The organism is Acidipropionibacterium jensenii DSM 20535 (genome assembly GCF_000425285.1).
Lineage (GTDB): Bacteria > Actinomycetota > Actinomycetes > Propionibacteriales > Propionibacteriaceae > Acidipropionibacterium > Acidipropionibacterium jensenii.
The window spans coordinates 1-23,641 of sequence record NZ_AUDD01000003.1; the positions used below are offsets into that span (position 1 = coordinate 1).

A 23,641-nucleotide genomic window follows, 5' to 3' on the forward strand; every position below is an offset into this window, starting at 1 on the left:
GGGGTAGTTGCCTTCTTGTGAGAAGATGTACGTGTAGCGGACAGCTACTGTGATTCCTTCGCGAAGAAGGTTGCCGCTTTTTTTAGGAACTCGTTCTCCATCCGGGCCTCACGGAGATCCTTCCTCAACCGTTCGAGTTCGGCCGACTCGGCACTGGTGAGGTTCTCGGTTTCCGGGTCCGGATTCTTCTTGCGATACTCCTTGACCCATACACCGACAGTCTGAGCGACAAGATTGTATGATTCTGCTACGGCTTTGATGGTGCGATGCTTGTCCACGACTTCAAGAACGACCTGGTTCTTGAACTCCGGACTGTACTTCGATCCTGACATGATGTGATCCTACCCGATTCTCGAAACTATGACTTTCCTCAGAAGTCCGGGAAGCTTCACTCAGTCCAGATGCTTACTGGGCCCGTGTTCTGTGCCGACACGTGCCAGGGCAAGGACGTTGCGTATCAGATTCACGGTCATCGCCGACCCGGATGCCGACCCCAGTGGCCGCCCGCTGGGAACATCTGGCCGGCAGACTGGACGCCTACCGCGACCTGCGACGAGGTCGCGATCGGCCTGCCGAGCTGGACCTGCAGTTCAGGTCGGCATGGCCGACTCCTACCACGCGCTGAGCTGCACCACCGCCTTGTACATGGCGGGCCATCCGCCCCGTCACTCGGCACCCCGAGTGGTGGATCGGGCTCAGTGGGCGCCGGGCACCACCAGGGCCCACAGCACCCCGAAACGATCGGTGACCTGACCGTAGTGGTCTCCCCAAGGGGCCACCGCGAAGGGCATCGTGACAGTGGCGCCGGCGGCGGTCAGCGTCGCGATGAGTCGCTCGGCCTCTGGCACGGTGTCCAGGCCGATGAGGAAGGAGTAGACCTGCGACTCCAGCGGGGCCAGGGGCTGGCCGTCCTCGGCGATGGCATCGCCGCCGGCGAGGGTCACCAGGCCGCCGTGGAGCTGGGCGTGGGAGACGGCGTCGGCGGGAGGGGTGAAGGGGAACCCGTCGGTGGGGAAGTCGCCGTAGTGGCCGATCTCCAGCTCTCCGCCGAAGACCTCCTGGTAGTGGTGGAAGGCCGCGTCGGCATTCCCGGGGAAGCTGATGTAGGGGGTGAAGCTGTGGGACATGTGTGGTCTCCTCGAGGCTCCCGATGACGGCGCTGACAGGCGGTGACGCTATCAGCCCCGAGTTCAGACAGCCCCGAGGTCACATGGCCCAGGGGTTCAGAGCACCTCGACCAGATGGACGATGGCGACCACCATGGCCACCGTGGTGAGTCCGTAGCCGATCGACAGCAGGGTGAGGGGCTGGCGGATCGCCGCCCCCAGCGTGGCCCAGGTGGGCAGCTTCTCGCGGGGGACGGTGTCCCAGGACTGCTCGGTGGCCTCGGCCCTCGACAGCGCCAGGTGGGAGACGACGATGCCGGGCACCGGGGTCAGCATCCACAGCCACACCAGGCCGGTCGACATCGTCGTGACGTCCACCGCGCCGGTCACCGTGAGGACCACCTCGGCGAGCACCGCGATGGCCGCCAGAGCGGTGAGGACCAGGGCCACCCGGTGGTGGCGGATCGGCTCGGCGTCGTCGTTGAGCATCGTCATGTCCGGAGTCGCGGGGACCACGATCGAACCGGTGTCGTCGGGGGCGGCGGCATTGCCGACGAGCATTCCCTCACCGAACTGGGAGAGCACATTCTCCTGGTGACCCTCCAGCCGCACCCGGGAGTGCAGGTAGGAGTAGCCGAAGTAGATGACGAAGCCGAGCAGCAGCCACACGACGAATCGCAGCCAGGTCTCCACGGCCAGATTGGACATCAGCCACAGGCACAGCACCCCGGAGATGATCGGCAGCACGGGGGAGAAGGGGACGGTGAAACCCCGCTTGAGGTCGGGGAACCGCTTGCGCTGCACCGGGATGGAGAAGCTCACCAGGACGAAGGCGCTCAGAGTGCCGATGTTGATCATCTCGGAGAGCTGGTCGACATCGGCCAGAGCGGCGACGACCGCGACCACGATGCCGCAGATGATCTGCAGCAGGGCGGGGGTGCCGCGGTCGGAGGTGCGCGAGACCCGGCGCGGCAGCAGACCGTCGCGGCTCATCGAGAACACGACGCGGGTGAGTCCGAGCAGCAGCACCATGATGACGGTGGTCAACCCGATGAGGATGCCGATGGTGATGAGGGTGCCGATCCAGTCGGCCCCCACGAGCTTGAATGCGGTGGCCAGCGAGACGTCCTTCTGGGTGGCCATCTTCTTGTAGGAGACCATCCCGGTGACGACGATGGTCACCGCGATGTAGAGCGCCGAGACCAGCGCCAGTCCGCCGAAGATGCCGCGCGGCAGGGTCTTCTGCGGATCCTTGGCCTCCTCGGCGGTGGTGGCGACGATGTCGAAGCCGATGAAGGCGAAGAAGACCAGAGCGGCGGCACCCATCAGTCCGTAGGCGCCGTAGCGGGTGGGCTCGGCTCCGGAGAGGAAGGAGAACAGGCTCTGGCCCAGCACCCCGGTGGCCGATCCGTTGCTGATGGGCTCGGAGGGCGGGAAGAAGGGGGTGAAGTTGGAGGCCTTCACGTAGAAGGCGCCGGCCACGATGATGAACAGGGTCACGCCGATCTTGATGGCGGTGAGGATCCCGTTGACGCGAGAGGTGAGTTTGGTGCCCAGCACCAGCAGGACGGTGAAGAAGGCGACGATCACCGCCGGCGGCCAGGAGACGGCGACCGAGCCGATGGTGAACTCGGTGGCGATGTTGATGTGGAGGAACTCGAAGACGTTGGACAGGTAGATGCCCCAGTACTTCGAGATGACCGAGGCGGCCATCAGCATCTCAAGGATGAGGTCCCAGCCGATCACCCAGGCGAGCAGCTCTCCCAGCGACAGGTAGGAGAAGGTGTAGGCGGAGCCGGAGACCGGCACCGATGAGGCGAACTCGGCGTAGTTCATCACGGCGAGGCCGCAGATGAGGGCGGCCACCACGAAGGAGATGATCACCGAGGGGCCGGCGTAGAGGGCGGCGGCCTGGGCTCCGACCGAGAAGATTCCGGCGCCCACCGCGACCGCGACACCCATCACGGCGATGTCCATCGCCCCGAGTTCACGTTTGAGGCTGCGTTCCGGGTCGCCGAGATCCTCCTCGACCTGGTGCAACCCTTTTCTGACCAGCAGCGACATTCGCTCGTCCTCCCGTCCTGAGGCCGACCAGTCGTGATCGGCCCAAGGTCAAAAGGCTATCCTCGGCTGGTTCGGCGATGAGACGCGGGGTCATATCCCGGACGTCCGGGCCCCGTGAGCGCCGAGGACCAGCCGAGCCGGCGGGCCAGGTACCGCCCGGTGACGGTCTCGCCGGCGGCCAGCTCGCGCGGAGTCCCGGTGAAGTCGACGAGCCCGCCGTTGTGGCCCGCCCCGGGCCCCAGGTCGATCACCCAGTCCGCATGGGCGATGACGGTGAGGTGGTGCTCGATGACGATCACCGAGCGGCCGGCGTCGACCAGCTGGTCGAGCAGTCTCAGCAGGATGTCGATGTCGGCCGGGTGCAGTCCGCTGGTCGGTTCGTCGAGGACGTACAGGCCGCCGTCCTGGGCCATCTGGATGGCCAGTTTGAGCCGTTGCAGTCCCCTCCCGACAGAGTGCTCAGCGGCTGGCCGATGGTGAGGTAGTTCAGTCCGACGTCCCTCATCCTCGACAGGATCCGGTCGGCCTGGCGGACGGTGGAGTCCGGGGAGCTGAAGAACTCGTGGGCCTGTTCGACGGTCATGTCGAGGACCTGGCTGATGTCGCGTCCGGCAAGTCGGTACTCCAGGACGCCCGGCTGGTAGCGCTTGCCGCCGCAGTCCTCGCAGACGGCGGAGGTGGTCTCCATGAAACCGAGCTCGGTGTAGACGACGCCGTTGCCGTTGCAGGTCGGGCAGGCTCCCTGCGAGTTGGAGCTGAACAGTGCGGATTTGACGCCGTTGGCGGTGGCGAAGGCCTTGCGGATCGGGTCGAGGAGGCCGGTGTAGGTGGCGGGGTTGCTGCGCCGTGATCCCCTGATGGGGGTCTGGTCGATGGTGATCGCCCCGGCACCGGTCGGCAGGCAGCCGCCGATCAGGGAGCTCTTCCCGGACCCGGCGACCCCGGTCACCGCGCACAGCACCCCGAGCGGGATGTCCACCGAGACGTCGCGCAGGTTGTGCAGGTTCGCGTGGCGGACGGGGATGGTCCCGGTGGCCGTGCGCACCGACTCCTTGAGGGCGACGGGGGTGGACAGGTGGCGACCGGTGAGGGTGCCGCAGGTGCGCAGGCCCTCGACGTCCCCCTGGTAGCAGATCGTGCCGCCCTCGGGCCCGGCTCCCGGGCCGAGGTCGACGATGTGGTCGGCGATGGCGATGGTCTCGGGCTTGTGCTCGACCACCAGCACCGTGTTCGACTTGTCGCGCAACTGGGTGAGCAGGCCGTTGAGCCGGTCGATGTCGGCCGGGTGGAGGCCGGCGGTGGGTTCGTCGAAGACGTAGGTGACGTCGGTGAGGGCCGATCCGAGGTGGCGGATCATCTTGACCCGCTGGGCCTCACCGCCCGACAGGGTGCCCGAGGGCCGGTTGAGCGACAGGTAGTCCAGACCGATGGCGGAGAAGGCGTCGAGGGCCTCGGCCAGGGAATCCAGCAGCGGGGCGGCGGAGGGTTCGTCCAGGCAGCGCACCCACTCGGCCAGGTCGCTGACCTGGATGGCGGACAGGTCGGCGATCGACCGGCCGCCGATGGTGGCGCTGCGCGCCCCCTCCGACAGCCGGGTGCCCTGGCACTCGGGACAGCGCGCGAAGGCCACCGCCCGGTCGACGAAGGCCCGGATGTGGGGCTGCATGGCCTCAGGGGACTTGGCCAGCATGGACCGTAGAATCCGGGGGATCAGACCCTCGTAGGTCATGTTGATCCCCTGGAACTTGACCTTGGTGGGCTCCTTGTAGAGGAAGTCGTTGAGCTCGCGCCGGCTGTAGTCGGCGATGGGCTTGTCCGGGTCGAGAAATCCGGACTCGGTGAAGAACCGCACATTCCAGCTCCCGGGCTTGTATCCGGGAATGGTGAGGGCTCCCTGGTCCAACGATCGGGAGTCGTCGTAGAGCTGGCTGAGATCGATGTCGGAGACCGATCCGCGGCCCTCGCAGCGCGGGCACATGCCGCCGGTGACGTGGAACTCCTTGCGCTGCTTGAGTCCCTTCCGGTCGCCGGTCTGGACGGTGAGGGCGCCGGCCCCGCTGACCGAGGCGACGTTGAAGGAGAAGGCCTTGGGGCCGCCGATGTGAGGCTCGGCGAGGCGGCTGAACAGCACCCGCAGCATGGCGTCGACGTCGGTGACGGTGCCGACGGTGGAGCGCGGGTTGGCGCCCAGCCGGCTCTGGTCGACGGTGATGGCGGTGGTGAGTCCCTGGAGCCGGTCGACCTCGGGGCGCGACTGGCTGGGCATCATCCCTTGGAGGAAGGCGGTGTAGGTCTCGTTGATGAGGCGCTGCGACTCGGCGGCGATGGTGTCGAAGACCAGTGAGCTCTTGCCCGACCCGGAGACCCCGGTGAACACGGTGAGCCGACGTTTGGGGATGTCCAGGGTGAGGTCGCGCAGGTTGTTCTCGCGGGCCCCCTGGATCCGGATGAGGTCGTGGGCGTCAGCAGACATGGCGGACAGCCTAGCTGTGAGCAATCTCACAGACTGTGACGCGAGCGCTGATACCGTGCGCGCCATGACCACCAGACTGGAGAACGTCGGCATCGCCGTGCGCGACATCGATGAGGCTGTCGCGTTCTTCACCGACCTGGGCCTGTCGGTGCTTGGCCGGGACACGGTCAGCGGCGAGTGGGCCGACACCGCCGTCGGACTGGATGGCAATCACGCCAGGATCGCGATGCTCCAGACACCGGACGGCCAGGGTCGCATCGAACTGTTCGAGTACATCCATCCGGAGGCGATCGAGACCCAGCCGACCCGTCCTCAGGAGATCGGCATGCACCGCGTCGCACTCCTGGTCGACGACATCGACCGGTCTGTGGAGATCGCCGCCCGTCATGGCTGTCACCCGCTGCGGGGAGTGGCGACCTATCGGGACCTCTACCGGCTGACCTATCTGAGGGGTCCCAGCGGGATCATCGTGATGCTCAGCGAGGATCTGAGGGCCACCCGGTCCATGCACGGCGGGCACGAGGACGAGCACGGCGAGCAGATGGACGAGCACGGGTGAGGTGAGCGCCGGGGGCGGTGGGGAGTGGTCCGCAGCGGGTTCATATATTGGACGGCCATGACCGACATCACACCGCTGCTGCGCAACCGTTGGAGCCCGCGCGGCTACGACCCGGACCACACCCTCTCCTCGCAGGAGGCCGACCTGCTGCTGGAGGCCGCGCGCTGGGCGCCCTCGGCGATGAATCTCCAGCCCTGGCGGTTCATCATGGGTCTGCGCGGCGATCCGGTGCGGGCGCGTGTCGACCGGTTCGTCGTCGGCCACTCCGACTGGGCCCTGGACGCCAGCGCCCTGGTGGTCAACATCTGCCGGTCCGGGGAGGACCACCTGGAGGTCGCCCACTACGACCTGGGCAACGCGGTGGCCGACATGTGCCTGCAGGCCGAGGCGCTGGGTGTGCACGCCCGACAGTTCATCAGCTTCGACCACCGGGGGCTGAGCCAGGAGTTCGGCATCACGGCGCCGTGGACGGCCTTCACCATGACGGCGATCGGCCGGCCCGCTGCCGGGTTGGAGCCGGCGGGCCGCCAGCGCGCGGATCTCTCCGAACTGGTCTGGCCCACTGACTGAGCCGGTGCTCGACTGAACCGGGGCCCGGCTCCGGGACGCAGTCCCGGGTGCTGTGCCCGGCCGACGCCGGTTCGGGAGCGGGTCAGCGCTGCGGCGGCACCGCCTCGGTGCCGGAGTCGTCGACCCGGGTGCGGCGGCGCACCACCAGCCAGCACACCCCCAGGAGGATGAACCACAACGGCGTCATCTCGAGGGCCTCGAGAGTGTCGGGCTGCTGGGTGAGAAGCACCAGCACGAAGGCGAAGAAGGCCAGTACCACCCAGCACATCACCCGTCCTCCGGGCATCGGGTAGACCGACGTCCGGTGCGCCTGGGGATGGAGCTTCCGGTAGCGCAGGTAGCTGATGAGGATCATGCTCCACACGAAGATGAACAGCACCGAGGCCACCGTCGTCACCAGGGTGAAGGCCTCCATGATCGACTGGGAGAGAGTCAGCAGCACCGAGCAGCCCACCAGGACGACGGTGAAGATCAGACCCCAGGTGGGCACCCCGGACCGGCTCAGCCGGCCGAACCGCGCCGGGGCCATGCCCTTGTGGGCCAGCCCGAAGAGCATCCGCGAGTTGGAGTAGATGCCCGAGTTGGCTCCGGAGGCCGCCGAGGTGAGCACGACGAAGTTCATCACGGTGGCGGCCGCCCCGAAGCCGATCAGTCCGAACATCTGGACGAAGGGGGAGGAGTCGGCGTGCACCTGGTCCCAGGGCGTCACCGACATGATTCCCAGCAGGGCCAGCACGTAGAACAGCAGAACCCGGATCGGGACCGCGTTGATGGCCCTGGGCAGGGTCTTGACCGGATCCTTGGTCTCGGCGGCGGTGGTACCCACCAGCTCGATGCCGACAAAGGCGAAGACGGCGATCTGGAATCCGGCGAACAGTCCGGTCCAGCCCGCAGGCATGAACCCGCCGTGGGTCCACAGGTTGGAGACGGCCGCACGGTGGCCGGCCGGCGACTGGTAGTGGATCACCACGAGCACGATGGCGGCGACGATGAGCACCGAGATGGCGATCACCTTGATGATGGCGAACCAGAACTCCAGCTCCCCGAAGAGTTTGACGGTGAGCAGATTCAGACCCAGCAGGAGGAGCAGGGTGCCCACCGCCAGGGCGACGGCCGCGCCCTTGGAGTGGACCCAGTAGTCCCAGTAGCTGGTGACCCCGATGAGGTCGGCCATCCCGGTGGCGATCCAGCACAGCCAGTAGGTCCAGCCGAGGAAGAACCCGGCCCAGGGGCCGAGCAGGTCGGCCGCGAAGTCCTGGAAGCTCTTGTACCTGAGGTTGAACAGCAGCACCTCGCCCATCGCCCGCATCACGAAGAACAACATGATGCCGATGACCAGGTAGGCCACCACGATGCTGGGACCGGCGGTGTGGATCGTCTTGCCCGATCCCATGAACAGGCCGGTCCCGATGGCACCGCCGATGGCGATGAGCTGGATGTGGCGGTTGGACAGGTTGCGGCGCAGGTGGTCCGGGTGGGAGCTGTCCCGCTCGGGTGATCCTGACTGGCCGGCGTCCGCGTTGTGGGTGGTGGTCTGGGGGCTGCTCACTGACCGATCACCACTCCCGAGGACCGACGGTCCGTGCTGTTTGTCGATCGTCCGTACCCCGGGCGTCCATGCCCTGTTGCTCCACACATGGGGCCAGTGTTCGCTCTGGGCGCGGTGAGGTCGACCAGGGTCCACATGCTGGGAATGTCGGCGGGACGGCACTTCTCGTGTGGTGGACCGGTGACGGGGCGGATACCGTCGAGGACGTGACGACTCAGCCTTCCCACCCCCGTCCCCGGGATCCGGACTCCTCCGAGGGCCCCGGCACACCGCTGGCCGGGGCGGTCACCCCCGCCCGCGAGCAGTTGCTGAAGGTGCTGTGGGGTCTGGAGATGGAGCAGGGGCTCCGGGTCACCAACTCGTTGCTGGCCCAACATGCCGGGCTGCACACCTCCACGGTCTCCGACGCGGTGCGCCGGATGGCCGAGGACGGCTTCGTCGAGCACCACCGCTACGGTGCGGTGGCGCTCACCTCCGCCGGTGAGCAGATCGCGGTCCAGGTGGTGCGCCGCCATCGCCTTCTGGAGACCTTCCTGGTGAGCAGCCTCGACTACACCTGGGATGAGGTCCACGAGGAGGCGGACGTCCTGGAGCATGTGGCCTCCGACAAGCTCATCGAGCGCATCGACGAGAAGCTCGGGCACCCCTCCCGGGATCCTCACGGGGACCCGATCCCCGACTCCTCGGGCCGGCTCCCGGCCCTGTCGCGGGGCACCTCGATCGTGAAACTGGAGCCGGGGGCGACCGCGGTGGTGAGTCGGATCCGAAGTGACGACGCCGAACTGCTGAGGTACTTCTCGGCCCTGGGGATGGGCCCGGGAGCCCGGGTGGAGATTCTCGTGCCGCCGCCCTTCACCCGCGACGTCCGGATCCGGATCGACGGGGGAGCGCCGGTGGTGCTGGGGGAGCCGGCCGCCGAGGAGGTTCTCACCGATCCGATCGACGGCCCCCGGGGGCGCGGCTGATCCGCGGCCCGACCTGTGCTGACCGCCCCGCAGGTCGTGTCCGGACAGCCTCAGTCGACCCGCACAGTCTCGGCCGGCCTGCACAGCCTCAGTCGACCCGCACAAGTCTCAGCCGGGCCGGCCCGGAGGGACTGCCGCGGAACCTCAGAACAGGCCCGACAGGGTCTGCCAGATGAGCTGGATGTTGAGGACGGTGAGCACCGCGGTCGCCAGCCAGCCGAGGATGACGGCCCACTTGCGGTTGGCGAACTCGCCCATGATCTTCTTCGACGAGGTGAACCAGACCAGCGGGACCATCGAGATCGGCAGGGCGATGCACAGGAAGACCTGGGAGTACACCAGCAGGTTGTCCAGCGCCGCCTCCTCGCCGCCGAAGATGATGGTGCAGATCACGACCGGGATGATGGCGATCACACGGGTGACGACCCGGCGCAGCCACAGCGGGATGCGCATCTTGATGAATCCCTCCATCACCACCTGCCCGGTGAGGGTGCCGGTGATCGTGGAGTTCTGGCCCGAGGCCAGCAGGGCGACCGCGAAGAGGATGCTGAGCACCGGGCTGGCGACTGCTCCGGCGATCTTGGAGTCCTTGAGGGCGTCGAAGACCGAGCCGAGGGTGCCCAGGTCGGATCCCCTGCCGTAGAACATCGCCGCGCCGAGCAGGAGCAGCAGGGTGTTGATGACGAAGGCGACCGACAGCTGCAGGTTGGAGTCGATGGTGGCGAAGCGAACCGCCTGTCGCTTGGACTCCAGCGAGGTCCGCTCGTAGTTGCGCGACTGGACGATCGCGGAGTGGAGGTACAGGTTGTGCGGCATCACGGTGGCTCCCACGATGCCCAGCGCCATGGTGAGCTGACCGCTGTGGGTCAGCGAGGGGGAGGGGAGGAAGCCGGTGAGGATCTGCGGGATGTCGGGACGGGCGAGGATCACCTGGTAGACGAAGATCACCATGATGGTCGCGATGAGGACCACCACCAGGGCCTCGATCTTGCGCATCCCCACCTTCAGCAGCAGAAGCAGCAGGAAGACGTCGAGGACGGTGACGATGACGCCGATCGTCAGCGGGATTCCGAAGAGCAGGTGGAGGGCGATCGCGGCGCCGATCACCTCGGCGATGTCGGTGGCCATGATCGCCAGCTCGGTGACGATCCACAGCGCGAAGCCGAGTTTGCGCCCGGTGTGGGCGCGGGTCGCCTGGGCCAGGTCCATTCCGGTGACGACGCCCAGTTTCGCCGACATGCACTGCAGCAGCATCGCGACCAGGCTGGACAGCAGGACCACTGACAGCAGGACGTAGCCGTACTGGGCTCCGCCGCCGATCGACGTCACCCAGTTGCCGGGATCCATGTAGCCGACGGCGACCAGGGCGCCGGGTCCGAGATAACTGGCCAGGGTCTTGGCGAACCCTGCCCCGGCCGGGGGTACCGGCACCGATGCGTTGATCTCTCCCAGTGAGATGTCATCGGACGGTCGGATGATCCGTCGTGGCTTCTCCAAGACTGGTGCCGATCCTGTTCTGCCGATCATGGGCCGTCCTCCCCGGAACTACCTTTCCGGATATCAGTATCATACTTTTCGTTCTCTAAAGAAAAATTGTTTGATACTCCAAACAATGCCTGGTGCCGGCGGCCTCCGGACGGGCCGGAGAGTCCCCGCTGGGCCGATCCGATCCCCTCCGGGAGGGGCAGGGGACGTCGGGGCGGGGATGGGCGACAATGGGTGGGCAAGGATCGGCACCGGAAGCGAGGAGGCGACCATGGTGCTGGGCAGAAGGAGGGCCGGGCAGGCAATCAACATCTACTTCGACATCGACGGGGTGCTCAATCTCTACGGCCGCGATCCGCGACCGGACTCTCCCGACGACCAGGACCTGTGGGGGTCCTACCGGAGCCAGTCGATGATGGTCACCTACTCTCCCGACATGATCGAGCGGCTCAACACGGTTCTGGAGGATCCCGAGGTGACTCCCTACTGGCTCACCACCTGGGAGTCGCAGGCCGGCTGGTTCGGGGCCCATGTCGGACTGCGGGACGCCCGCGAGTGGACCTGGCTGCCGGCTGTGGGGATGAGTTCGGCCGGTCAGTGGCAGAAGTTCGCCAGCATCAGGCGGCACGTGCGCACCACCCGGCCGTCGATGGCGATCTGGTTCGACGACGACCTGGCGATTCAGGACGACGCCCGGGCCTGGGCCGATCGGACCGGGTTCGTCCACGCCCAATCCCCGGAGCCGCGAATCGGATTGCGTCCCTCGGATGTGGACCGCCTCGCGGACCTGGTCGGTTCGGCCCGCTGACCCCGGGGCCCTCACCACTCCAGGTCGTTGGCAGATGGTGCGGCCTCGGTAGTGTGAGAGTCGGCTCCGGCCCCCGACGCCGTCCGCGCCGTTCGGAGCTGTTCGGAGCTGTTCGGAGCACAGACGGCGTCCGGTGAGGGATGCCGGACTCTGCAACGAGGAGAGAGACACCATGTTCAAGGGCCTGCTCATCGAGAACGACGAGGCCGGATATCGCACGAGCCTTCAGGACATCGACGAGCAGCGGCTGCCCGCGGGCGATGTCACGGTGCGGATCGACTTCTCGGGTCTGAACTACAAGGACGCCCTGGCCATCACCGGGAGGGGGAAGATCGCACGGGTCTTCCCGATGATTCCCGGTGCCGATCTGGCCGGGGTGGTGGAGGACAGCACCCATCCCGACTACCGGACCGGGGACCGGGTGCTGGTCAACGGCTGGGGGATGGGAGAGCGGCACTGGGGAGGGCTGGCCCAGAGGGCGCGGGTCGACGGAGACTGGCTGGTGCCTCTTCCCGCCCGGTTCACCCCGGAGCAGGCGATGGCCATCGGGACCGCCGGTTACACCGCCATGCTGTGCGTGATGGCGATCCAGCGGCACGGGGTGACTCCCGGGGACGGTGATATCGCGGTCACCGGCGCCTCGGGAGGGGTGGGCGGGGTGGCGATCGCCCTGCTGTCCAGCCTGGGCTACCGGGTGGTCGCGATCACCGGGCGTCCCCGGGAGAGCGACTACGTCACCGCGCTGGGGGCCTCGGAGATCCTGGACCGCGCCGAGTTCGCCGGCCCAGGGAAACCGCTGGCCAAGGAGCGCTGGGCGGCGGCGGTCGACGTGGTTGGCAGCCACACGCTGGCGAACCTGTGCGCCGGCACCCGACGCCGGGGGATCGTGGCGGCCTGCGGTCTGGCGGGGGGCATGGATCTGCCCGCCACCGTCGCACCCTTCATCCTGCGGGGAGTGACCCTTGCCGGAATCGACAGTGTGATGTGTCCCCGGCAGGAGCGGATGGAGGCCTGGCGACGGCTCGGCACCGATCTGGATCTCGCCACACTGGGCGAGATCGCCCACCAGATCGGTCTGGACGAGGCCATCGAGGCCTCCAGCCGGCTGCTGGACGGCACGGTGCGCGGCCGCGTCGTGGTCGACGTCAACCGGTTCTGAGCGGACTCACTGGCCGGCGAAGGGCCGCACCTCCACGGCGGAGCGGCAGGCCTTCGAGGCCTGTGCCGCCAGGTCCACCGCGGTCTGGATGTCGGGGGTCTCCACCACCCAGAACCCGCCGATGTACTCGTTGGACGGCGCGAAGGGACCCTCGGCCACCCTGGTGCCGCCGGCCCGCCCGTCCACCGTCCGGGCGGTCTCGGGAGGCTCGAGGCCCCCGACGAAGACCAGTGCGCCGCTGGCCGCCAGCCGGTCGTTGAAGGCCCCGGTGTCTGCGAAGGCCTGGTTCATCTCCTCCTCCGAGTCGTAGGCCAGGTACTTCCTCGTGCCGTTGTAGACATCGGCGCTGTGGTGGACGGACAGCAGATAGCGGGGCATGGGGTCTCCAGACGGGCCGGCCGTCGGCCGGGTTCGAGGGAGTGTAGGACGGCGCGGGCTCAGCCTCGAGCCCGGCGGGCGGGGATCGGTGGGGAGACCTGTGACCCCTCGCCGCTAGGCTTCGAAACGGAAGAGGTGATCAACGATGAAGATCGGTATGCGTACCCCCTCACTCACCAAGTCGTTGAGGGCACGGACCACGGGTCGAGCCACCCGGGCGGTCAAACGGGCCATCATTCCCGGCTACGGGAAGAAGGGGATGGGCTGGATCAAGGATCCGAAGCGGGCGGCGAGGAATGCCGTCTACCGGCGCACGACGTTCAGCGTCTGGGACCTGTTCAAGAAGTAGATCCGGTCCGGACCGATGAGCGAGGATGCCGTCCACCCCAAGATCGACGTCAAGAAGACGATGGCCGGATACCGGGCGCCCAGGGGGACCTTCGCCCTGGTGGAGCTGGCGGACCAGCGCTACCTGATGATCGATGGCCGGGGCGACCCCAACACCGCTCCGGCCTACGCCCGGGCGCTGGTGGCCCTTTACCCGGTGGCCTACGCGCTGAAGTTCGCGAGCAGACGCGAGCTCGGACGCGACTACGTGGTGCCACCGCTGGAGGGGCTGTGGTGGGCCGACGACATGAACTCCTTCACCGGGGTGCCCGACAAGAGCCGCTGGCAGTGGACGATGATGCTGATGGTGCCCGACTGGATCGGGTCCGGGATGGTCGACGAGGCGGTCGCCAGAACCGCCGACAAGGCAGCCGGGGAACGGCTCGAGGGTCTGCGTGAGGTACGCCTCCAGACCCTCTCGGAGGGCCTGTGCGTCCAGACCCTGCACCTCGGATCCTTCGACGACGAGGGTCCGGTGCTGGAGCGGATGCACGACGTCTTCATTCCCGAGCACGGCCTGCAGATGACCGGGCGCCATCACGAGATCTACCTCAGCGACCCCCGCAGGGTGGCGCCGGAGAAGCTGAGGACGATCCTGCGCCAACCTGTCCTGCCACGCTGAGCTGTCCTGTCACGCTGGATTCGCGCCAGCGCCGACCGGACGCGGCGGGGACGCACGGTGGACGCATTGCCCGGTCGGTGAGGAGCCACTTAGCATGAGCGACACCGCGGGACGGTGGTGGGGACGCCGACCCGCAGCAATGATCCAGCTCGCCTCATGAGGATGTGCGATGAAGAAACTCGGTCTCGTCGGTGGCACCGGCCCCGAATCCACGGTGCTGTACTACCGGCGCATCATCGAGGGGATCGGTGAGCGCGAGGGGTCCCGGGTCATCCCGAAGATCACCATCGACAGCCTGAGCCCCTTCGAGGTCTTCGACATGTTCGAGCACCGTCGATTCGACGACCTCACCGGATACCTGCTGGCCTCCATCGAGAACCTGGCGGCCGCCCATGTCGAGGTCGCCTCCTTGACCGGCATCACCCCGCACGTGGTGTTCCCCGACCTTCAGGCCGCATCCCCGGTGCCGCTGGTGAGCGCCATCTCGGCCACCTGCGACGCCGCGGTGGCGGCGGGGTACACCCGGATCGGACTGCTCGGCACCGAGTTCACGATGCGCGAGCACTTCTTCGGCGACGCTTTCGCGGCGGCCGGCATCGACGTGGTCGTCCCCGAGGAGGCGACCCTTCGCCTGGTCCATCACCGGATCGAGAGCGAACTGGAACTCGGCAGAGTGAAGGACTCCACCAGGCAGGACTTCCTCGGAATTGCCGACGAGATGCACCGCAAGGACGGCGTCGAGGCCATCATCCTGGGATGCACCGAACTGCCCCTGCTGTTCACCGGCATGGACGTCGAGGTGCCCCTCCTCGACGTCGTCGAGCTGCACACCCGAGCGCTCATCGACGCCATCTGACCCTCGTCTCACCTGGCCGGCTGTGCTGGCCGATACTTCAGCGCGACTGCTCCCGAGCGAAACTCTGTGCGGTCGACCAGTTCGAGCTCGATGCGGTGGCGCAGACCGGCGAGCAGGGTCGGGCCGTGACCGGCCAGGACCGGCTGGACGACGAACTCGTACTCGTCGATGAGCCCCAGGTCGGCCAGCGCCAGGGGCAGCGTGACGCCGCCCACCGAGATCTCCGTCCCTGATCCCTGCTTGAGTCGGCGGACCGCCTGCTCCAGATCGCCCACCACCAGCTCGGCATTCCAGTCGACTGTGTTCAGGGTGCTCGAGACGACGTACTTCCTCGTCTGGTCGATCGCCTCGGCGAACGGAATCTCCCACTCGTCCATCCAGTCGGGCCACTGGCCGGAGGCCGGCCGACGCCAGGCCTGCTCCATCATCTGGTAGGTCACCCGCCCGAAGAGCAGGGCATCGGCCCGCTGCATCTGCGCCGTCCAGTAGCCCATCGACTCCTCATCGGGCGGCAGACCCGCCTCGTGGTGGCAGCAGCCGTCGAGGGTGGTGTTGATCGAGTATCGGAGCGGTCTCATGGGAGTCCTCCAGGCGGGTGGATCAGGCAGGGGGGTGGATCAGGCAGGGGGGTGGATCAGGCAGGCAACGATACGAGCCGAGGTTCCAGGACACTCCGCACGCTGATCCGGTGCCCCGGTCCCCGGTCACAATGGACGCCAACCACAGTCGTGCGGCGCGATGGGAGCAGGACGATGACGTCGAACTCGCTGGACAAGCCCTGGAGACGCAGCGGACGTGCCGGCTACGCCCTGAGGAGGGTCCGGGCCCTCCTGCACCCTCCGGTCTCGGTGTACGAGATGTCCGCCGATGTGCGCAAGGACCAGGACGTGGAGGTGCGGCTGCGCGACGGCGTCACCCTGCGACTGAACCTGTTCCGCCCGGCGGGGCGCAGCGACCCGCTCCCGGTGATCGTGTCGGCGCACCCCTACGGGAAGGACGCCGTCCCCAGAAGACGGCGCGGACGATGGTCGCTCAACCCGCAGTTCCGCATCATGAATCAGCCGGCGCCGCTGAAGATCTCGGACCAGACCAGCTGGGAGGCCCCCGATCCTGTCTGGTGGGCGCAGCAGGGATTCGCGGTGATCAACCTGGACGTGCGCGGGGGAGGGCGCTCCGAGGGCAGCGGACGGCTCTTCTCCGACCAGGAGGCCGATGACATCGCCCAGGTGATCGAGTGGGCGGCGGCCAGGCCGTGGTCGAACGGGAGGGTCGGGATGCTGGGGGTGTCCTACCTGGCGATCTCCCAGTACAAGGTCGCGGCGCTGGGTCCGCCCGCTCTGCGGGCAATCTGCCCCTGGGAGGGGTTCACCGACGCCTACCGCGACTTCTTCACCCCCGGCGGGGTCGTGGAGAACGGTTTCGCCCGCGTCTGGCTGTTCCTCAGCTCCCGGGTGGCCAGACTCGAGGGGGGTGTCGCCGCCGAACGACGCCGTCACCCACTGCGCGACCAGTGGTGGCGGGCGATCACCCCCGACCTGGCGCGGATCCGGGTGCCGATCCTGGTGTGCACGAGTTTCTCCGACGCCAACCTGCACAGTGCCGGATCGATGCGGGCCTTCCAGCAGGCCGGCTCCCGGCATCGTCACGCCTATGCCCACCGCGGCCCCAAGTGGGCGACGTTCTACTCCCAGCAGGCGAGGTCCTGCCAGCTGGCGTTCCTCAACCGGTATCTGCGCGGGGAGGACGTCGCCGAGCCGCCGCCGCTCCGGCTGGAGATCCGGGACCGGGGCGATCACATCGTCGAGGTGCGCGACGAGCAGGAGTGGCCGCTCGCCCGGACCGAGTGGCGGCGGCTCCACCTCGCCGGCGACGGCACCCTGCGCCAGACCCAGCCCGGAACCGGTCGGACGGCGTTCGACCTGAGGCGAAACGCGGCGAGGTTCGACCACCGGTTCGACCAGGACACCGAACTCAGCGGCCCGATGACCCTGCGGTTGCAGGTGGCGACTCGGGGGGCGAGGGATCCTCGGCTGTTCGTCGCCGTCGAGAAGTGGGCCCAGGGCCGCCCCGTGCCGTTCGAGGGGTCCTACGGCTACGGGCGCGACCACATCGCCCAGGGACGCCTCCGACTGGCGGTACGGGAGATCGACGAGAGGCTGAGCACCGCCCATCAGCCCGAGCACGCCTTTGACAGGCTGGTGCCGGTGCGCGATGGCGAGGAGATGGAGGTGGTCATCGCCCTGACTCCCTCGGCGACCCTGTTCCACGCCGGAGAGAGCCTGCGTCTGCTGGTGTGCGGCCGCTACCCGCAGCCGCGCAACCCGCTGTTCGGGCACTTCCCCACCCGCTACGAGCCGAGCCGCGGTGGAATCGCCGTCATCAGCTGGACGCCCGACCGGCCCTCGACCCTGGAGATCCCCGTCATCCCGGCCCGCGCCGTGGTGCCGGGTCGGTGAGCGGTAGCACCCCGGCTCACTACACTCCCGGCATGCGGATTCGACCCACCGACCTCGTGGACGTGTTCGTCTACCTCGTCGTGCTGGGAGTGTTCATCCAGCTGTTCCCCGCGGTCCTCTCGGAGTCATTCCTGATCGCCCTGCTCACCGCGGTGCTGCTCAAGGCCGTCCTGGAGGTCGTCCTGCTCGTGAAGCGGCGGATCGTCGGGCGGATCCGGAACGGTCGCGAGAGATGGATCCGGGTGCTCAACGTCCTGGCGCTGATCCTGGTCCTGCCGGGCAGCAAGTTCGTGGTGCTCGAGCTGGTGGACTGGGCCTTCGGGGACGCGGCCTCACTGGGAGGGTTCGTCCCGGTGACTCTCCTCATCGTGGTGCTGATGCTGGCGCGCGGCGGTGTGCGGAAGCTGTTCCCGGAGACCGGCGCACAACCTCAGGAGTGATCGGGCCCGGTGGCCGGCCTCCGGGCCGTGCGGATCAGCCGATGGCGGTGAGCCGGGTGACGTCGTCGAGAGGAAGCTCGTCGACGGTGGCCCTCACCTGCTGGTCGGTGACGGTGGCCCGGCCGTGATGGATCGAGAGGAAGGCGATGTCGGCGGCGTCGTCGCCGGTCGCCATTCTCACGAAGGACTGCCGGGGTCCGAGAGCGGTGGCGTCGACCACGTGCCAGCCGCCGTCGATGCAGGCCTCCGCCACGGCGTGGAAGTCCATCGGGTCGATCCCCGGCGCGTACACCCCGACCACGCGTGCCGGGACGTCGAGGGCGCGCAACAGTGCGACCACCAGGTGGGCGTAGTCGCGGCAGACTCCCTGGCGCGACAGCAGGGTCGCGGTGGCTCCGTCGGTGGGCTGGGAGGAGCCGGGGACGTAGCTGAGCCGGGTGCCGACCCAGGAGCTGACGGCGGCCAGCAGGTCCTGGTGGGGCACGTCCTTGAACTGCGCCAGAGCGGTCGGTGCCAGGACGTCGGACTCGCAGTACCGCGAGGGGCGGAGGTATCTCAGGGTGTCCCACCGGGTCACCGGGGCGGGTGGGATGCGTCCGGTGATCGTGGCGGTGTAGTCGATGGTCAGCGGGCCGACGGGTGCCTCGATGACGTGCACCCTGGTGCCGTGCTGGACGAGGATCTCGTTGGGGGCGAGGTCGCCGGCCCCGCCGTTGACGGTCAGCGTCTCGGTGGCGGCGCCGGCATCCAGGTAGTCCTGGGCGACGGCGATCTCCAGCACCAGGGTGGCGGGCTCGGTGACGTCGATGGACAGGTGGGCGGAGACGGAGCGTTGCATGGGCGAAGTCTTGCAGATCTGCCCCGCTCGGGACTCCATCGATCTCAGCCGAGCGGATCCGCCAGCCGCCAGCCCTCGGCCATCACGGCGTCGATCAGCTCGACCGACGCGCGCACCCTGTCCCGGAGGGATCCGCGCACCTCTGTCCAGGGGGTCTCCTGGCCGGCCAGCACATCGCGGAACCGCTGCTGCATGTCGTGGCGCAGGTGCTCCCCGTCGCGCATGCCGTCCTGGACGAAGGGGATCTCGTCCCCGGTGAGCAGGTAGAGATCCGGCCTCCACCGGCCGGCCTGGCCGGTCACCGAGGGGGAGGGGCGGCCCAGGTATCGCTCGTGCCAGATCGAGGTGGCCAGCACATCGGTGTCGCTGATCATCAGCGGGATCGGTGCGCAGGCCATCGCCTCGCGCTCCTCGCGCCGGTGCTCGGCGGCGATGAGATCGAACTCGGCGGTGTGCCAGGGTGCCTCCAGGCCGCCGGGGCGGATCTGCGACCAGGTCCTCCCGTACTCGGGCACCCAGCGGGTCCGGTAGTGGTCGGCCAGCGCCCGGGCCAGGGTGGTGCTGCCGGTCGACTCGGCCCCCAGGACCACCACTCGGCGGCAGAACCACTGGCGGACCGCTGGTGACAGCGCCCACCAGCAGCCGGCGGGGTCGGCGCGCACCGCGGTTCCCGAGGTCGGCAGCGAGGCCCGACCGGGATCGACCCGGACCCACCGGGCATCCAGCCGCCGGGCCAGTTCGGCCCCGTAGTCATCGGAGGTGAACACCGCGTCGACCGGCGTCTTCAGCAGCGACTCGATGACCCCCATGTGCTGATCCCAGGCGGCCGGCGAGTCGAAGTCGACATCGGCCTCGTCCATCGCGGCCACGACGTCGAGCATCGGGAACCTCTCGGCCACCCAGTCGCGGCGGACCTGGAGGGGGACCGACTCCCGGGAGGACCCCAGCACCTGGACGGTGACCTGCTCGCAGCGGGCTGCGGCGGCGCAGATGAGGTGTTCGTGGCCGGCGTGGAAGGGATAGAACTTGCCGAGCACCAGGCCGTGACGGAAGGAGGTCATGCCGCCACCTTCTCGCGCTCGGTGCGGGCAGTTGCACTCTCCTCGCGCAGGGTGGCCCGCCACTGCGCCACCCCGACGAAGCACATCGCCAGGAACAGTCCGTAGAGACCGGCGGTGAGGTAGAGCCCCTTGTAGGCGTAGAGGCCGATGTAGATGGCGTCGGCGCAGATCCACAGCAGCCAGTTGCCGATCCACTTGCGGTTCAACATCACCTGCGCGCCCAGCGACAGGGCGGTGGTGGTGGCGTCTCCCCACGGCACGGTCGAGTCGGTGTGGACCGACAGCAGTGCCCAGATCGCCCAGGCGCCTCCGGCCACCGCGACCCCGATCGCGGGCCAGGCCCAGGCCGGGGTGCGACGAACCACCAGGTGACTGCGATCCTGCCCGCCGCGCAGCCACCAGTACCAACCCAGCCCCCCGAGGACCAGGTAGAGCACCTGGAGCCAGGCGTCGGCGTACAGGCCCGAGCCGATGAACAGGATGAAGAAGAAGACGTTTTTGGCCATGCCGACGGGGAAGTTCCAGATGTTCTGGCGCACGGCCAACCACACGCACACCGCCCCGGAGACGAAACCGAGGATCTCTGTCCAGTTCATGAGCTGCTCCTTTAGCGCAAGATTCGCCTAACTCGTGAGGAGACTGTAACCCCGGGATGGAAGTTTGCGCAACAGTCGCCTAATCTGGCCTCATGAAGAAGCCGCAGGATCGCGACCGCCAGGGTGCGTATTGTGACGAGTCCGGTCGCACCCTGGCGGACTATCCGCGTCCCTCGGTGGCCGTCGACACCGCGGTCCTCACCGTCGAGGACGGCCGGCTGTGCGTGCTGCTGGTGCGCGGCCCCGACGGCTGCGAGGGCCTGCCGGGGACCTTTCTCCATCCCGGCGAGACGCTGGCGGACGCGTCCCTGCGGGCCCTTCGCGACAAGGCCCAGGTGGAGGGGCTGGCCCCGCACCAGTTGAAGGTCTTCGACGATCCGGACCGCGACAGTCGCGGCTGGGTGCTGTCGGTGGCCCATCTGGACGCGGTGCGGGCCGATCTCATCCCGCTCACCGATCGCAGCGATCTGGTGCCGGTGGACGAGTGCCCCCCGCTGGCCTATGACCACACCGCGATCATCGCCCATGCCGCGGCGGTCCTGCGCGACGGGTACCGACGTCTCCCCGATCCCTGGCGGCTGCTGGAGCCCAGCGAGGAGGGTGTGACGATCCGCGACCTGCGCCTGCTGCACGAGCAGGTGCTGGGGGAGAGGCTGGTCCCCGACACCTTCAGGCGCACCATGCTGCCGGGTCTTCGCGGGACCGGGCGGGTTCGCCGCGGCACCAGAGGAAAACCCGCCGAGCTCTACCGGATCGATCGCCGCTGATCGATCTGTGGGGCGTCCGCGGGAATGTTGGAGGCCTCCGCTCGACCCGGATCAGGTCGCAGCACTCGCTGTGGATGTGAGGATCGCTGTGGCAGGATAGGCCGACGAAGGGGAGTAGCTCCCGATCCCTGAGCTGGCGCTGCCGAGCGGCGCAGACCCAGGTCGAGCGATGCGTCGACACAATGGCAGGCCTGTGAGCCTGCCCGGTGCATCACCTGCGGCATGCGGGCGGGCGAGACCTTCGACCGCTCACCGCTCAGGACCCTGTGTTGGCCCCGGGGCAGTGATGACCGAAGGAATGCCATGCCTCGGGCCGTTACCCAGTCGCACTCACACGCCCTCGCACGCTCGAAGCACAGATGGCGCCGCTATCTCGCGGACGAGCGCGCCGAGGCCGCGATGTACCGGTCCCTGGGGCGGCGTCGCCAGGGCGAGGAACGCGAGATCCTAATGGCCCTGGCAGACGCCGAGAAGCGCCACGAGCAGCACTGGCTCGACCTGCTCGGCGATGAGGTCGGGCGCCCCCTTCGCCCGGCCCTGCGCACCCAGGTCCTGGGGCTGTTGGCGAAATGGTTCGGTTCGGTCTTCGTGCTGGCACTGATGCAGCGGGCCGAGGCGCGCTCCCCGTACTCCAAAGATCCCGATGCGACCCCGAAGATGGCTGCCGACGAGCAGATGCATGAGGAGATCGTCCGCGGGCTGGCCGAACGCGGACGCAAGAGACTCTCGGGATCCTTCCGGGCGGCCGTCTTCGGGGCCAATGACGGGTTGGTGAGCAATCTCTCGCTCATCCTGGGGGTCGGTGCCAGCGGCGTCTCCACGCATGTGATCCTGCTCACCGGTGCCGCCGGGTTACTGGCCGGAGCACTGTCGATGGGTGCCGGTGAGTACGTCTCGGTGCACTCCCAGCGCGAACTCCTGGAGGCGTCGCGGCCTAATCCTGCGGTGCTCAAGATCATTCCGATCCTTGCCGTCGGCAACAACGAGCTGGAGCTGCTCTACCGCGCTCATGGCATGAGCGAGGAGCAGGCCAGGGCTCGGGCCCATCTCGTGCTGGAGGAGCGCACGGCCGACTCCAGCATCATCCTCGATCAGCCCGAGGACGTCAGCCACGAGGAGATCGGCACCGGAATGGGAGCCGCACTGTCGAGTTTCTGCTTCTTCGCCTCGGGCGCGATCATCCCGATCTTCCCGTACCTCTTCGGGGTGTCAGGGATGCCGGCAGTGTTCACCGCCGCCGGGCTGGTCGGTATCAGCCTGCTCGGCACCGGTGCGGTCGTCGGGCTGCTGTCTGGCGCGTCACCGGTGAAGCGGGCGCTGCGCCAGCTCGCCATCGGGTACGGGGCAGCTGCCGCCACCTACCTGCTGGGGATGCTGTTCGGCACCGAGATTCACTGACTGCCGGGCCGGGTTGCGGAGGGGGCGCCGGCCTGTCGCAGGATTTTCTCCATCTTCCTGCCCCTGGCGAGCTCATCGACGAGCTTGTCCAGGTAGCGGACCTGCTGCATCACCGGATCCTCGATCTCCTCGACCCGGACCCCGCAGACTGTTCCGGTGATGAGCGAGGCATTCGCATTGAGGTCGGCGCCGGCGAAGAACTCCTGGTAGGTCATCTGGTCGGAGGCGAGCCTGTCGATCTGGGCATCGTCGTAGCCGGTGAGCCAGCTGATCACCTCGTGCAGTTCGGACTCGGTGCGCCCCTTGCGCACCACCTTGTTGAGCAGCAGCGGATAGACCGATGAGAAGGTCATGGCATGGACTCGTGCGAGGGTCTTCGGGTCGGTCCTCATGCGGTGAGCCTACCGAGGGGGGTGCCCCTTCGCCGCTCTGGCCAGGGCTGTCATCGTGAACGGACCGGGTCCGACCCGATTGAACAGCGCCGCCCGCACCGCCTGCTGAGAGGGGGCGCTCAGGGCCTTCAGGTAGCTGCCCGCCGGCCCGATGCCCTGGTCGAACCCGGCCCACAACTCGTCGAAATCCCACACGACGGCGGCCGAGATGCCGCCGGCGCGCAGGACCCGCGCCTGTTCGGCAGCTGCCGCCGGGGGGTCGCCGACGAAGTGCAGCACGAGTTCTGACAGGGCTGCGTCGACCGAGCCGTCGTCGAACGGCAGGTGCTCAGCGGCACCGGTACGTACGTCGACGCCGGGGTTCCGCCTGGCGCACGCGGCGGCGAACGGCCGCGAGGGATCGCACGCGACGACGTTGGCGGCACCCACCAGGCGGACCAGTTCGGCCGTCAGAGCGCCGGGTCCGCAACCGACGTCGAGCACCTGGTCGGTTGACCCGACCCCGACGAAGGAGACGAACTGGGTCGCCAGCGGAGTGGAGTACCTGCCCATGAAGTTGTCGTAGGCCTCGGCGGCGACGTTGAACCCGCCCGCACCCGATGGTTGCATGGTTCCTCCCGCAGATTTCCGTCGGCGTCACCGAACCCGGCACACGTCCACGGCGTCGATGTACTGGGACACCAGGAACCGGCATCCTCCCTCGTCGGAGGTC

Annotated in this window: 25 protein-coding genes; 12 read left to right on the plus strand and 13 right to left on the minus strand. The window is 68.1% G+C overall.

Features of this window, described 5'->3' with window-relative positions:
• Positions 1 to 44: 44 nt before the first annotated feature.
• The 4 genes from H590_RS0102125 to H590_RS19490 all read right to left on the minus strand — a co-directional run bounded on the left by H590_RS0102125 (position 45) and on the right by H590_RS19490 (position 4,126).
• Positions 45 to 332, minus strand: coding sequence for a transposase (locus tag H590_RS0102125; protein WP_028702256.1), 288 nt, complete (start codon positions 330 to 332; stop codon positions 45 to 47).
• A 363-nt stretch (positions 333 to 695) separates the two neighbouring features.
• On the minus strand, positions 696 to 1,127 hold the full coding sequence (locus tag H590_RS0102130) for a VOC family protein (RefSeq protein WP_028702257.1): 432 nt from the start codon (positions 1,125 to 1,127) through the stop codon (positions 696 to 698).
• Positions 1,128 to 1,223: 96 nt separating this feature from the next.
• Complete coding sequence (locus H590_RS0102135; protein WP_028702258.1) at positions 1,224 to 3,170, minus strand: APC family permease; 1,947 nt, start codon at positions 3,168 to 3,170, stop codon at positions 1,224 to 1,226.
• A 56-nt stretch (positions 3,171 to 3,226) separates the two neighbouring features.
• On the minus strand, positions 3,227 to 4,126 hold the full coding sequence (locus H590_RS19490; protein WP_331855836.1) for an AAA family ATPase: 900 nt from the start codon (positions 4,124 to 4,126) through the stop codon (positions 3,227 to 3,229).
• Positions 4,127 to 5,707: 1,581 nt separating this feature from the next.
• Here H590_RS19490 and H590_RS14420 point away from each other — a divergent pair.
• Positions 5,708 to 6,202, plus strand: coding sequence for a VOC family protein (locus tag H590_RS14420; protein WP_051238087.1), 495 nt, complete (start codon positions 5,708 to 5,710; stop codon positions 6,200 to 6,202).
• A 57-nt stretch (positions 6,203 to 6,259) separates the two neighbouring features.
• On the plus strand, positions 6,260 to 6,772 hold the full coding sequence (locus H590_RS0102150) for a nitroreductase family protein (RefSeq protein ID WP_028702259.1): 513 nt from the start codon (positions 6,260 to 6,262) through the stop codon (positions 6,770 to 6,772).
• An 82-nt stretch (positions 6,773 to 6,854) separates the two neighbouring features.
• Here H590_RS0102150 and H590_RS14425 read toward each other — a convergent pair whose 3' ends face one another.
• The gene (locus tag H590_RS14425) at positions 6,855 to 8,237 is read right to left on the minus strand and encodes an amino acid permease (RefSeq protein ID WP_036980773.1); all 1,383 of its coding nucleotides are present in this window, start codon (positions 8,235 to 8,237) and stop codon (positions 6,855 to 6,857) included.
• Between the two features lie 290 nt (positions 8,238 to 8,527).
• Between H590_RS14425 and H590_RS14430 the strand changes: the two genes are divergently transcribed.
• Entirely contained in the window at positions 8,528 to 9,286 is a 759-nt protein-coding gene (locus tag H590_RS14430) for a metal-dependent transcriptional regulator (RefSeq protein WP_071161690.1), read from the plus strand.
• A 144-nt stretch (positions 9,287 to 9,430) separates the two neighbouring features.
• Here H590_RS14430 and H590_RS0102165 read toward each other — a convergent pair whose 3' ends face one another.
• The gene (locus H590_RS0102165) at positions 9,431 to 10,783 is read right to left on the minus strand and encodes an Nramp family divalent metal transporter (RefSeq protein ID WP_028702260.1); all 1,353 of its coding nucleotides are present in this window, start codon (positions 10,781 to 10,783) and stop codon (positions 9,431 to 9,433) included.
• A 259-nt stretch (positions 10,784 to 11,042) separates the two neighbouring features.
• Here H590_RS0102165 and H590_RS0102170 point away from each other — a divergent pair, with 259 nt between their 5' ends.
• Together H590_RS0102170 and acuI are read left to right on the plus strand one after the other, a co-directional pair.
• Complete coding sequence (locus tag H590_RS0102170) at positions 11,043 to 11,579, plus strand: HAD domain-containing protein (RefSeq protein WP_126412793.1); 537 nt, start codon at positions 11,043 to 11,045, stop codon at positions 11,577 to 11,579.
• Positions 11,580 to 11,751: 172 nt separating this feature from the next.
• The gene (acuI, locus tag H590_RS0102175; protein WP_028702262.1) at positions 11,752 to 12,738 is read left to right on the plus strand and encodes an acrylyl-CoA reductase (NADPH); all 987 of its coding nucleotides are present in this window, start codon (positions 11,752 to 11,754) and stop codon (positions 12,736 to 12,738) included.
• A gap of 6 nt (positions 12,739 to 12,744) precedes the next feature.
• On the opposite strand, the gene H590_RS0102180 is transcribed toward acuI, so the two are convergent.
• Positions 12,745 to 13,116, minus strand: a complete 372-nt coding sequence (locus H590_RS0102180; protein WP_028702263.1) for a YciI family protein — start codon at positions 13,114 to 13,116, stop codon at positions 12,745 to 12,747.
• Between the two features lie 145 nt (positions 13,117 to 13,261).
• Here H590_RS0102180 and H590_RS0102185 point away from each other — a divergent pair, with 145 nt between their 5' ends.
• The 3 genes from H590_RS0102185 (at position 13,262) to H590_RS0102195 (ending at position 14,981) form a co-directional block, all read left to right on the plus strand.
• On the plus strand, positions 13,262 to 13,465 hold the full coding sequence (locus H590_RS0102185; RefSeq protein WP_028702264.1) for a hypothetical protein: 204 nt from the start codon (positions 13,262 to 13,264) through the stop codon (positions 13,463 to 13,465).
• 15 nt (positions 13,466 to 13,480) lie between these two features.
• Positions 13,481 to 14,125 carry a GyrI-like domain-containing protein gene (locus H590_RS0102190; protein WP_028702265.1) on the plus strand — a complete coding sequence of 215 codons (645 nt, stop codon included), beginning with the start codon at positions 13,481 to 13,483 and terminating at the stop codon, positions 14,123 to 14,125.
• A 169-nt stretch (positions 14,126 to 14,294) separates the two neighbouring features.
• On the plus strand, positions 14,295 to 14,981 hold the full coding sequence (locus H590_RS0102195) for an aspartate/glutamate racemase family protein (RefSeq protein ID WP_028702266.1): 687 nt from the start codon (positions 14,295 to 14,297) through the stop codon (positions 14,979 to 14,981).
• 8 nt (positions 14,982 to 14,989) lie between these two features.
• Here H590_RS0102195 and H590_RS0102200 read toward each other — a convergent pair whose 3' ends face one another.
• Complete coding sequence (locus H590_RS0102200) at positions 14,990 to 15,559, minus strand: dihydrofolate reductase family protein (RefSeq protein WP_028702267.1); 570 nt, start codon at positions 15,557 to 15,559, stop codon at positions 14,990 to 14,992.
• A 174-nt stretch (positions 15,560 to 15,733) separates the two neighbouring features.
• On the opposite strand from H590_RS0102200, the gene H590_RS0102205 reads away from it, so the two are divergent.
• The gene (locus H590_RS0102205) at positions 15,734 to 17,437 is read left to right on the plus strand and encodes a CocE/NonD family hydrolase (RefSeq protein ID WP_028702268.1); all 1,704 of its coding nucleotides are present in this window, start codon (positions 15,734 to 15,736) and stop codon (positions 17,435 to 17,437) included.
• 32 nt (positions 17,438 to 17,469) lie between these two features.
• Positions 17,470 to 17,877 (plus strand): hypothetical protein, encoded by a 408-nt coding sequence (locus H590_RS0102210; RefSeq protein ID WP_028702269.1) that lies wholly within the window; start codon positions 17,470 to 17,472, stop codon positions 17,875 to 17,877.
• Between the two features lie 34 nt (positions 17,878 to 17,911).
• Here H590_RS0102210 and H590_RS0102215 read toward each other — a convergent pair whose 3' ends face one another.
• The 3 genes from H590_RS0102215 to pnuC are packed head-to-tail and all read right to left on the minus strand — an operon-like array spanning position 17,912 to position 20,372.
• A complete protein-coding gene (locus tag H590_RS0102215; RefSeq protein ID WP_028702270.1) occupies positions 17,912 to 18,715 on the minus strand; it encodes a transglutaminase-like domain-containing protein in 804 nt (267 codons plus the stop codon).
• A gap of 44 nt (positions 18,716 to 18,759) precedes the next feature.
• On the minus strand, positions 18,760 to 19,776 hold the full coding sequence (locus H590_RS0102220; protein WP_028702271.1) for an AAA family ATPase: 1,017 nt from the start codon (positions 19,774 to 19,776) through the stop codon (positions 18,760 to 18,762).
• A complete protein-coding gene (pnuC, locus tag H590_RS0102225) occupies positions 19,773 to 20,372 on the minus strand; it encodes a nicotinamide riboside transporter PnuC (RefSeq protein WP_028702272.1) in 600 nt (199 codons plus the stop codon). Before pnuC ends, H590_RS0102220 begins: the two co-directional genes overlap by 4 nt.
• A gap of 92 nt (positions 20,373 to 20,464) precedes the next feature.
• On the opposite strand from pnuC, the gene H590_RS0102230 reads away from it, so the two are divergent.
• Positions 20,465 to 21,139 (plus strand): NrtR DNA-binding winged helix domain-containing protein, encoded by a 675-nt coding sequence (locus tag H590_RS0102230; protein WP_028702273.1) that lies wholly within the window; start codon positions 20,465 to 20,467, stop codon positions 21,137 to 21,139.
• A gap of 303 nt (positions 21,140 to 21,442) precedes the next feature.
• Positions 21,443 to 22,537 (plus strand): VIT1/CCC1 transporter family protein, encoded by a 1,095-nt coding sequence (locus H590_RS0102235; protein ID WP_197720479.1) that lies wholly within the window; start codon positions 21,443 to 21,445, stop codon positions 22,535 to 22,537.
• Here H590_RS0102235 and H590_RS14435 read toward each other — a convergent pair.
• Positions 22,531 to 22,929 (minus strand): DUF2200 domain-containing protein, encoded by a 399-nt coding sequence (locus H590_RS14435; protein WP_051238090.1) that lies wholly within the window; start codon positions 22,927 to 22,929, stop codon positions 22,531 to 22,533. The two genes, H590_RS0102235 and H590_RS14435, sit on opposite strands and share 7 nt — an antisense overlap.
• 9 nt (positions 22,930 to 22,938) lie before the next feature.
• Positions 22,939 to 23,538 (minus strand): class I SAM-dependent methyltransferase, encoded by a 600-nt coding sequence (locus tag H590_RS14440; RefSeq protein ID WP_028702275.1) that lies wholly within the window; start codon positions 23,536 to 23,538, stop codon positions 22,939 to 22,941.
• Positions 23,539 to 23,641: the final 103 nt, after the last annotated feature.